Genomic DNA, 10,081 nt, shown 5'->3' on the forward strand with positions numbered 1-10,081 from the left:
CGACGGGTGAACGTCGCGCCACGGCGCCGTAGTCGGGTACGCCCATGCGGTTCCTCAGGCGAACAGCACGCGGGGATCGTCGCTTCCGCATGCGCAGCGAGCCGTGTCAACGGTGCCCTGGGCGTCGACGAGGAACTCCCGGTGCCCGACCGCTCGGACGGTCGAGGCCGTCACCGCCAGACCGGAGTCCCGCTCGGTGACGGTCCACTCGGCCCGGTTGACGTGCGCACCGGTGCGCTCCGGGCACTCGATGGCCAGCGCGGGCCCGAGCGTGGAGATGATCGCCGCGGGTACCCCCGCGTTGCGCAGCTTCGCGACCCCGTCCGGACGGGCCATGACGATCGGCGTCTCGCGGAAGAGGTCGCCGATCATGGTCTGCCCGCTCAGGGCTTCCAGTGTCTCCCCGGTTATACCGAGGATCGCATGAAGGTCCAGCTCACGATGGAACACCCGGGTGCGCACATGGTCCCAGCCCATCGCCTCCACGCTGCCGTACACCACGCCCAAATTCCGGAGCGCCTCGATGACCGGCTGGAACCAGGCACCTTCATGGCCCGAGAAGCTGACGACCGCCTGATGTCCGCGTTCCAACCCGTGCGCCTCGAGCCGCTCCTGCGTCCAGGCGGCGTCCCTGGCGAGGTCGTCCCAGCCGACCTCGCAGTCGACGGTGCCGTCCGGGCCGGGCACCGGAAGGAGGTAGGCGATCGGCGGATGGTCGAGCATGCAGGCGCGGGAGAGCGTGTCCTGTCGCACCATCACTGCTTCACCACCCTCGGGAACTTGGCCACGCTCCGCACGGTCCGCATGAGGTCCTCCTCGCTTTGCAGTTCCAGCTCGGGCTCCACTCCGGTTCGCTTCGCGATACCGACGCGCAGCCGGTCCGCGAGGTCGGCGGTGTCGCCGGTCAGGGACGGGTCATAGCCGACGCGAACGCGAAGCCGGTCCACCTCGCGGGCAGGCCGGACGATCTGGAAGACGCCGGCGACGGTCTCGGGCTCGGCCTCCACGGCCTGCCACACGTCCCGCAGGACGACCGGCCTGCCGTCGACGAGCGTCTCGTCGCCGCTGCGCCCGGACACCCACATGCGCCCGTGCGTCCGCCCGCAACCGCACACCTCACTCGAGAAGCGCACCAGGTCCTCGCTTCGGTAACGGATGAGCGGCGCCGCGCGGTTGTCGAGGTCGGTGGCGACGAGCTCGCCGATCTCGCCCTCGTCGACCGGCTCGTTGCCGGACGGGTCGAGGCACTCGGCGAAGACGGTGTCCTCCCACAGGTGGAATCCGTTGTGCTCGCCGCACTCCCATGCCGTACCAGTGTCCGCCGCGCTCGTGTACTCGTAGAGCTCGACGCCCCACTCGTTCTGGACCTTCTCCCTCATCCGCGGACTGATCGGCTGTCCGGCGCAGGCGGCGCCCTTCAACGACGCGAAGATCTCCTTGAGGTCGTACTCGTTCTCCAGGTGCTCGAGTTCGACCAGCTGCGGATACATGAGCTGCATGTAGGCGGGCCGGTAACGCCGCACCACATCCAGCGTCTCGCGCATGCGCCCGAACCACGTGTTCGTGGAGATCACGACGGCGCCGAGAGCGTGGTACCCGTAGTCCATCAGGTTGCGGAAGGTGCCCGGAGGGCTCAGCACCCGGTCTCCCGGCCGCAGTCCCAGCCCCCACAGATCCCGGAGTTGCGCGGTGACCAGCGGAGGAGCCCCATCCCAGATCTCCGCGAAGAACTCCGGGTCCCCCGTCGTGCCGGAACTGGAGGTGATCGAGGTCAGCTCGGACGGCCGGACCCGCAGCAGGCCGCCGAAGGGATCGCCCGTGCGCGCCCGGTAGGAACGGACGGCGTCCTTGCCGAAGGACGGGATCCGCTCGCGGAAGTCCTCCAGCGAAGAGATGTCACGGGGGTGGACACCGTGGGAGTCCCAGAGCTCCCGGTAGAACGGCGAGTTCTCGTAGGCGGAGGGCACCAGGTCCAGGACCCGCTGTTCCTGGAGTTCGCGGAGCGCCGTCCGAGACATGGTCTCGACCGCTGGTTCAAGGTATCTGTCATCCGGCATGGGGCCCTCCTCGTAACAGGGCTCGGGAAGGTCGCTCCGAGCGGCGCGGGCGGCCGTGTCGACGATGAGCGGACGGCCGCGGCCCGGCGCGGGCGCGATGGCGCGGCCTCGGGGGGTGTGACGCAGGCCACCTACATCATCAGATAAAGCATTGAATTAGTCAACTGATTCAGCGGTTGTGGGTGAGGCGGCCCGGCACTAGCCCGCAGCGCGGCTCGGCCGCCAGGTCGCGGCGAGCAGGAGCACGGCACCGCCGACGCCGCCGGCCAGCGCGATCGCGACGCCGAGCGATCCACGCAGGTCGCCCTCGACGCCGATCAGCCGGTCCAGTGAGGCCGAGCCCGCTCCGAGCATGGCGAGCGCCGTGCAGGTCACCGCCAGGACGAGGACGTACTCATAGCCGTCACGGAAGACGAAGAAGCCGTTCTTGCGGTGGGCCGTCACGCCTGCCACCACCATGGTTCCGACCACGAACGCGCAGGCGAGCGGCGTGAGGAGACCCAGCACCAGAGCCGCTCCCGCAGCGATCTCACCGGCTCCACTGAGGAGGGCGTGCACCTTCGCCGGCCGCATGCCGAGCGAGGCGAACCAGCCGGCCGTACCCGACACTCCTCCGCCGCCCCACAGGTGGTTGCCACCGTGGACCACCATCGTCGCACCCACGACCACCCGCACGAGCAGGGCAGCCACATCGACCGCGTCCATACACCGTCACCTCGCCGTTCCGGTCCGCCAGCCACCAGGTGAAAGCTAGCAAGTTGTATTTATATAGCTATATTAGAAACAGACCTGCCCTGCCAAGAGAGGACGGCCATGAGCGGCGCACTCCCCTACCGGATGATCGACTTCGACACGCACTCGTACGAGACCACCGACTGCTTCACCCGGTTCATGCCGAAGGACAAGATCGACACGGCCGTTCAGCCGGTGACGCTCGCCTCCGGGGACCAGGCCCTGCTGGCGAACCACCGGATCGTCAACGCCCTGGAGAACCACCTGGACAAGGCCTACGTCCCCGGCTCGCTCGCCGAGATGCTCCGGCAGCGCTCCCAGGGCGACGCGGCCGACGCCGAGCGGTTCTTCGAGGACATGAAGGACGAGTACCTCGACAAGGACGCGCGCCTGGCGAAGATGGACGAGCAGCACATCGAGCGCGCCCTCATGTACCCCGGCGGCTGGGGCCTGCTGGCCGAGGCCTACCTCGACGGGATCGAGCCGCTCTACGACAACCTGCGCTCGTTCAACCGCTGGATGGACGAGGACTGGGGCTTCCACTACAAGGACCGGATCTACGCCCCCGCCATGCTCTCCCTCCGCGACCTGGACCACGCGGTCGCCGAGCTCGACGCCGTCCTGGACGCGGGCGCCCGGTTCATCCTGCTCCCCGCGGGGCCGGCCTACGGCCGCTCGCCGGGCGACCCCTACTTCGACCCGTTCTGGTCCCGCATCAACGAGGCCAAGGCGAACGTCGCCTTCCACATCTCCGAGTTCCACTACCAGGCCAACGTCGCCTCGCACTGGGGATGGGGCCTCGTCCCGCCCTTCCAGTTCTCCGCGTGGCAGTGGCAGAACACCTACGGCGAGCGTCCCATCACCGACACGCTCTCCGCCCTGATCTTCGACAACCTCTTCGGCCGGTACCCGAATATCAACGTCGTCGTCAGCGAGTTCGGCGCCGAATGGGTGCCGCACTTCCTCAAGCACATGGACAAGAGCCGCGGGATGGGCCGCAACGGCGTGTGGCTCGGCGGGCAGCTGGCCGAGCGGCCGAGCCACGTCTTCCACAAGCACGTCAAGGTGGTGCCCTACCCCGAGGACGACATCATCGGCCTGGCCGACCGGCTCGGGACGGTGGACTCGCTGGTCATGGGTTCCGACTGGCCGCACGCCGAGGGACTGGCCGACCCGAAGGACTACTTCGACAAGGTCGCCGGCCTCGGCGAGGACAACCGCAGGAAGTTCCTGCGCGACAACGCGCTGAAGGTGCTGACCGCCTGACGCCGGCTCGCGCTCGGGGCCGGCCGCCTCCGCCATCGGACCGATGCCCCGAGCCGCGAATCCGGGGCTCCGGTCACATCAGGGGCAGGAGCCCCAAGGCGGTGGCGGCCGTCGTTCCCGCGTCCACCGGGAGGGCGGCCGCGGTGATCCAGGCGCTCTCCGGCCCCGCGAGGAAAAGCGCGGCCCAGGCGACGTCCCAAGCACTCCCTTCGGTGGCCAGCAGACTGGCCCGGCGCCGCAGGTCCCGGCCCTCCGCACCGCCGTGGTCCCCGATCGGCGTGTGCAGATGGCCGGGGACGATGCAGTTCACGCGTATTCCATGCCGCCCCCAGGCATAGGCGAGATCCCGGGTCAGGGCGATCACTCCCGCCTTCGAAGCACCGTAGGCGCCGCTCCCGAACGCGCGGATCGCCGCCACGGACGAGACGTTGACGATGGCGGCGCCCCCTGCCACGCGCAGATGCGGGAGCACGGCGCGGCTCGTCACCGCACAGCCGCGCAGGTTGACCGCCATAACGCGGTCCCAGTCGCGAAGATCGGGGGCATCGATCGCGCCTCCGGTCACGCCGGTGTTGTTCACCAGGACGTCCAGCCGTCCCGTGTCCGCCACCAGGCGGGCCACGGCCTGCTCGACGGCCGCCTCGTCGGTCACGTCGGCGGCGAGCGGCATGGCCCGCCCACCCCGTTCGCGGATGAGTTCACACGTCCGTTCCGCGCGCGCTCCGTCGCGGTCGAGGACTCCCACGACCGCGCCCTGCTCGGCGAACAGCAGGGCCGTCGCCGCCCCTGTGCCCAGGAACTCGGCGTCCGATCCCCCACCGCCCCCGCTCACGAGGGCGACGCGGCCTCGCATCCGCGTGCCCCGTCTCGGCAGGTCCACCGTTCCCACCTGCGGCTTCTCCGCATCCGGCCGTTCCATGCGGCACTCCTTTCCCCTCGGGCAAGTTCTTCAATACAGCTGAAATATATAACCAATCTGTTTACTTGACCTTGTTGCTCTGTTAGCTTCCTCACACGCGTCCGCCCAGGACGTGCCGTGGAGCCGCGCCCGGCTGCCCACCCCAACCCTTCTCAGCGGTCTCACGCGCGAGGGAGTCACCTGCCATGACCCGATCACTTCGCCTTGCCGGTATCGCCTGCGTCGGCGCCTCCGCGCTCGCCCTGGCCGCCTGCGGCGGCAACGGCGACGACGACGGCGCCAAGAAGACGACGGTGAACCCCGCCCTCACCAAGTCCGAGATCAAGCTCGGCCTCATCGTGTCGCGCACCGGAATCACCTCGTCCTCCGACAAGAGCGGCGCCGACGTCGCGCTCGCCTGGCAGCGCTGGGTCAACGCCGGCCAGGGGATCGCCGGCCACCCGGTCCGCATCGTCGTCAAGGACGACAAGGGCGACGCTGCCACCGCCACGGCCGCGGCACAGGAACTCCTGGCCGATCCGAACGTCCTGTCCATCTCCACCGAGGCGAGCAACAGCGAGCAGCCCGTCGCGGCCGTGCTGGGCGGCAAGGACGTCCCCGTCGTCGGTGCGACCGGTTACCAGACCAAGATCTGGACCGCGCAGCCCAACTACTTCCCCACCAGTCCGCAGGCCTTCCCGGCCACGGTGGCCGTCCAGGTCGCCTCGGCCAAGGCGGTCGGCGCGAAGAAGTTCGCGTCGGTCTACTGCGCCGAGGGCGCGGCGTGCAAGGAGGCGGTGGCCCTGTACGGGCCGCTCGCCCAGCAGCAGGGAGTCCAGTACGTCGGCTCGGTGGCCGCCTCGACGACCGCCCCCAGCTACACCGCGGAGTGCCTGCGGCTGAAGAACATGGGCGCCGACCTCGTCCAGCTCTCGATCGCCCCGGCGGCCGGCCGCAAGCTCATCTCCGACTGCACCGGCCAGGGCTACAAGGGGTACTTCGGTGTCACCGCCGGCGCGGTCAACGCCGACATCACCAAGACCCCGAACGCGAAGCTCGTCGGCGGCCTGCAGGGCTTCCCCTGGTGGGCGGACACACCGCAGGTCGAGCAGTTCCGCGACGCCATGAAGAAGTACGCCCCGGACGCCGACTACGCCAACCCCGCGGCGACCACGGTCTGGTCGACCCTGGAGCTGATCCGCAAGGCGGCGGCGAACCTTCCCGACAAGCCCACGCGCAAGGACATGACCGCAGGCCTCCACACGATCAAGGACGAGGACCTCGGCGGCCTGCTCGCGCAGAAGCTCACCTACACCACCGGAAAGCCCGGCCCGGCCATCACCTGCCTGTGGGTGTACAAGATGCAGGACGGCAAGTTCGCCAGCGCGCCCCTCTCCGGCCCCTCCGGGAACAGTGCCGCCAGCGGCCCGCTCAAGTCCGACTGCATGTCCGCACCGGCCGCGGGCTGAGGACCGTTCATGCAGGACCTCATCCCCTTCCTGATCAGCGGCCTCGCGACCGGGGCGGTGTACGGCCTCATCGGCAGCGGCCTGGTGGTCACCTACAAGACCTCCGGCATCTTCAACTTCGGGCACGGAGCGCTCGCGACCGTCGCCGCCTACTGCTTCTATTGGCTGCACGTCGACCTCGGACTGGGGTGGCAGGCGTCCGCGGCGGTGACCGTCCTGGTCGCGGGTCCGCTGATGGGCCTGCTCATGGAACTGATCGCGCGGCGGCTGGCGCCTCAGCGCGTGCCCATGAAGATCGTCGGAACCGCCGGACTGATCCTGCTCGTCCAAGGCCTCGGGACCATCAAGTACGGCCCCGACGCCATCAGCGTGGACGGCTTCCTCCCGAAATCCGAGGACTCCTTCGCCGTCGGGTCCGTGAACGTGCAGTACAAGTTCCTGTTCACGGCGGTGATCGCCCTCGTGGCCGTGGCGGCCCTGTGGGCCCTGTTCCGCTACACCCGGATCGGCCTGGCGATGCGGGCCGTCGTGGACGACCCCGACCTGCTGGCGGTCAAAGGCGTCAGCCCCGTCGGGGTCCGGCGGGCGGCGTGGCTCATCGGCTCGACCTTCGCCGCCCTCTCGGGGGTCCTGCTCCTCCCGCTCGTCGGGCTGGAGCCGATCGCCCTCACCTTCCTCGTCGTGACGGCGTTCGGTGCGGCGGCGATCGGCGCGTTCACCAGCGTCCCGCTGACCTTCCTCGGCGGGCTCGCCCTGGGCGTGGCCACCGACGTGTCCAAGAACTACGTGCTGGACGTGAGCTGGCTGGCCGGACTGCCCGCGAGCCTGCCGTTCGTCATCCTCGTCGCCGCACTGCTGGTGATGCCGCGGCGCAAGCTCATGGCCGCGTCACTGATCGAGCGCCGTCCGCCCTTGCAGTGGCATGCCCCGTGGCGGGCGCGGGCCTTGGCGGCCGTGGTCGTGGTGGGCGTGCTGGCCACCGTTCCGGCCTTCGCGGGGACGAAGCTCACCTTCTACATCGTGGCGCTCACCCAGGTCGTGATGTTCATGTCGCTCGGGCTGCTGGTGCGCACGTCCGGGCAGGTCTCGCTGTGCCACGCCGCCTTCGGAGCGATAGGGGCCGTCGCGTTCTCCCAGTTCGCGGTGGACCACGGCCTCCCCTGGCTCTTGGCCTTGTTGCTGGGGGCGCTCGTCGTGGTTCCCGTGGGCGCCCTCGTGGCCCTGCCCGCGCTTCGCCTGTCCGGGGTCTTCCTCGCCCTGGCGACCCTGGGGTTCGGGCTCATGGTCGAGCGGCTCTTCTATCCGCTCGACTGGATGTTCACTCCGCTGAGCACCGGACGTGCGATGCCTCGCCCGTCGTTCGCGCAGAGCGACGACGCCTTCTACTTCTTCGTGCTCGCGATCGTCGTCGTGTGCGGTGTCGCCGTGGTCGCCGCGGAACGCGCACGGATCGGCCGGATGCTGCGAGGAATGGCGGAAGCGCCGACCGCGGTGTCCACCGCGGGCTTGAGCATCAGCGTCACCAAGCTCATCGTCTTCTGCGTCTCGGCGTTCATGGCGGGCGTCTCCGGCATCCTCTACGGGTCGGCCCTGCACTCCGCCGGCACCACGGACCCGCACTACTCGTCCTTCTACTCGATCATCCTCCTGGTCACGCTCGCGCTCGCGCCGTTCGCAAACCCCTGGTACGCCGTCTTCATCGGGATGGTCGCGATCATCCCCGGCTACCTCCCCGGCGAGGACACCACGTACTGGCTGAACGCGGCGTTCGGGTTCTTCGCGATCCAGGTCGCCATGGCAGGCGGCCCCCCGGCCGCCCCGGCCCGGCTTCGCGCCGCGCTCGACCGCCTGGGCGGGCGTCATGCTCCAGGTACGGACGAGCAGGCACCGGACGAGGACGGTACCGCTCCGGACGCATCCCTCGACCGCTCCGCCGCCCCGGAGAGCAGCGAAGGGTTCCGGATCCGCGGGCTGACCGTGCGCTTCGGCGGCGTCACCGCCGTCGACGGGATCGACCTGCACGCACCGATCGGGCGCATCACCGGCCTGATCGGCCCCAACGGCGCCGGCAAGACCACGCTGTTCAACGCCGGGACCGGGCTGCTCAAACCGGACCGTGGAGACGTCTCCATGGGAGGCCGCGCCATCACCCGCGCCTCGGCCGCCGCCCGCGGACGCGCCGGCGTGGGACGCACGTTCCAGATCATGAACCTCTGCGACTCGCTGACCGTGGCCGACAACGTCGCGCTGGGCCACGAGAGCGGCCTCGCCGGGTCCCGGCCCTGGTCGCAGCTCGCGGCCACCCGCGCGCAACGGCGCGAGACCCGGACCGCCGCCGACGACGCCATGCGCCTGTGCGGCATCGCGCACCTGGCCAACCGGCAGGCGGGCGAACTGTCCACCGGCGAGCGGCGGCTGGTCGAGCTGGCACGGTGCCTGGCGGGCCGCTTCGACGTCCTCCTGCTCGACGAGCCCTCGTCGGGCCTGGACCAGGTCGAGACCGCGCGGTTCGCGAACGTACTGGAAAGGGTGGTGCTGGACCGCGGAATCGGCGTCCTCATCGTGGAGCACGACATGTCGCTGGTGATGCGCATCTGCAGCTACATCTACGTCCTCGACTTCGGGAAGCTGCTGCATGAGGGCATCCCGGAGAGCGTGCGGTCCTCTGCGGCGGTACGCGCCGCTTACCTCGGCACCGAAGAGCTTCAGACCACCGGGGATGTGCAGGAGGCCGACGCATGACCGAGTTGCAGCAGTCCGCCACGAGCGTCGACCAAGCCGGACCGCCCGTCCTCGCCTTGCACGACGTCCGGGCCGGTTATGACGAGACCACCGTCCTGCACGGGGTCTCGCTCGCCGTGCCCAAAGGCGCCGTCGTGGCCCTTCTCGGCGCCAATGGCGCGGGCAAGTCGACGTTGTTGCGGACGGCCGGCGGGCTCAATCGCCTCCAGTCCGGCCGGATCGAAATGCTGGGCGAGGATGTCGGGACACTGGCCGCCCACCAGCGCATCCGGCGAGGCCTGTGCTACATCCCGGAGGGCCATGCCGTCTTCCGGGGGCTGAGCGTGCGGGAGAACCTCCGGCTCCAGGCGCGTCCGCGGGACGCCACGGCGATCGACCGCGCCATCGAGGCGTTCCCGTCGCTTTCGGGCCGTCTCGATCAGACGGCCGGGACGCTCAGCGGCGGCCAGCAGCAGATGCTGGCCATGGCTCAGGCGCTCCTCGGCGAGCCCGCGCTCGTCATGGTGGACGAGGCATCTCTCGGGCTGGCGCCCGTCATCGTCGACGAGGTGTTCGCCTTCCTGGAGTCGCTCGCCGGACGAGGGGTCTCGCTTCTGGTGGTCGACCAGTTCGCGCAGCGCGTCCTACAGATCGCCACGCACGCCTACGTGCTCCGGCGAGGCGAGATCGCCTACGACGGCGAGCCGGCCGAACTCCTGAAGGGCGACATCTTCGAAAGCTACATCGGATCCGGCTGATTCCGTTGGTGAGCACGCACGGCGGCGGGCGAGCGAAAAGGCCCGCCGCCGTGCACGCCCGAAAGGCAATGGCCCGGGGGGGGGGGCTTGCGGCCCCCCGGGGCCATCGGCTAACACAGACGAGGTTTTTGCGGGGGACCCCCCCGGGGAGCATGGCGGGTGGGGTGGGCGGGCCCACCC

Annotated in this window: 8 protein-coding genes; 4 read left to right on the forward strand and 4 right to left on the reverse strand. The window is 69.8% G+C overall.

Features of this window, described 5'->3' with window-relative positions; all coding sequences use genetic code 11:
* Positions 1-54: 54 nt before the first annotated feature.
* The 3 genes from ABZ914_RS38705 to ABZ914_RS38715 all read right to left on the reverse strand — a co-directional run bounded on the left by ABZ914_RS38705 (position 55) and on the right by ABZ914_RS38715 (position 2,762).
* Complete coding sequence (locus ABZ914_RS38705) at positions 55-756, reverse strand: hypothetical protein (RefSeq protein ID WP_500199448.1); 702 nt, start codon at positions 754-756, stop codon at positions 55-57.
* A complete protein-coding gene (locus ABZ914_RS38710; RefSeq protein ID WP_500199449.1) occupies positions 756-2,057 on the reverse strand; it encodes a phenylacetate--CoA ligase family protein in 1,302 nt (433 codons plus the stop codon). The genes ABZ914_RS38705 and ABZ914_RS38710 overlap by 1 nt, the downstream gene beginning before the upstream one ends.
* A gap of 198 nt (positions 2,058-2,255) precedes the next feature.
* Positions 2,256-2,762 carry a DoxX family protein gene (locus ABZ914_RS38715; protein WP_500199450.1) on the reverse strand — a complete coding sequence of 169 codons (507 nt, stop codon included), beginning with the start codon at positions 2,760-2,762 and terminating at the stop codon, positions 2,256-2,258.
* A gap of 108 nt (positions 2,763-2,870) precedes the next feature.
* On the opposite strand from ABZ914_RS38715, the gene ABZ914_RS38720 reads away from it, so the two are divergent.
* Positions 2,871-4,055 (forward strand): amidohydrolase family protein, encoded by a 1,185-nt coding sequence (locus ABZ914_RS38720; RefSeq protein ID WP_500199452.1) that lies wholly within the window; start codon positions 2,871-2,873, stop codon positions 4,053-4,055.
* Positions 4,056-4,128: 73 nt separating this feature from the next.
* Here the strand turns inward: ABZ914_RS38720 and ABZ914_RS38725 are convergent, their stop codons facing one another.
* Positions 4,129-4,974: an SDR family NAD(P)-dependent oxidoreductase gene (locus ABZ914_RS38725; RefSeq protein ID WP_500199454.1), complete on the reverse strand. Its 846-nt coding sequence runs from the start codon at positions 4,972-4,974 to the stop codon at positions 4,129-4,131.
* A 185-nt stretch (positions 4,975-5,159) separates the two neighbouring features.
* Here ABZ914_RS38725 and ABZ914_RS38730 point away from each other — a divergent pair, with 185 nt between their 5' ends.
* Genes ABZ914_RS38730 through ABZ914_RS38740 form a run of 3 tightly spaced genes read left to right on the forward strand, consistent with a single transcriptional unit; the run spans position 5,160 to position 9,901 of the window.
* Positions 5,160-6,422 (forward strand): ABC transporter substrate-binding protein, encoded by a 1,263-nt coding sequence (locus tag ABZ914_RS38730; RefSeq protein WP_500199456.1) that lies wholly within the window; start codon positions 5,160-5,162, stop codon positions 6,420-6,422.
* A gap of 9 nt (positions 6,423-6,431) precedes the next feature.
* Complete coding sequence (locus ABZ914_RS38735) at positions 6,432-9,164, forward strand: ABC transporter permease subunit (protein WP_500199458.1); 2,733 nt, start codon at positions 6,432-6,434, stop codon at positions 9,162-9,164.
* On the forward strand, positions 9,161-9,901 hold the full coding sequence (locus ABZ914_RS38740) for an ABC transporter ATP-binding protein (protein WP_500199460.1): 741 nt from the start codon (positions 9,161-9,163) through the stop codon (positions 9,899-9,901). Before ABZ914_RS38735 ends, ABZ914_RS38740 begins: the two co-directional genes overlap by 4 nt.
* Positions 9,902-10,081: the final 180 nt, after the last annotated feature.

This window comes from Spirillospora sp. NPDC046719 (assembly GCF_040645715.1).
GTDB lineage: Bacteria > Actinomycetota > Actinomycetes > Streptosporangiales > Streptosporangiaceae > Spirillospora.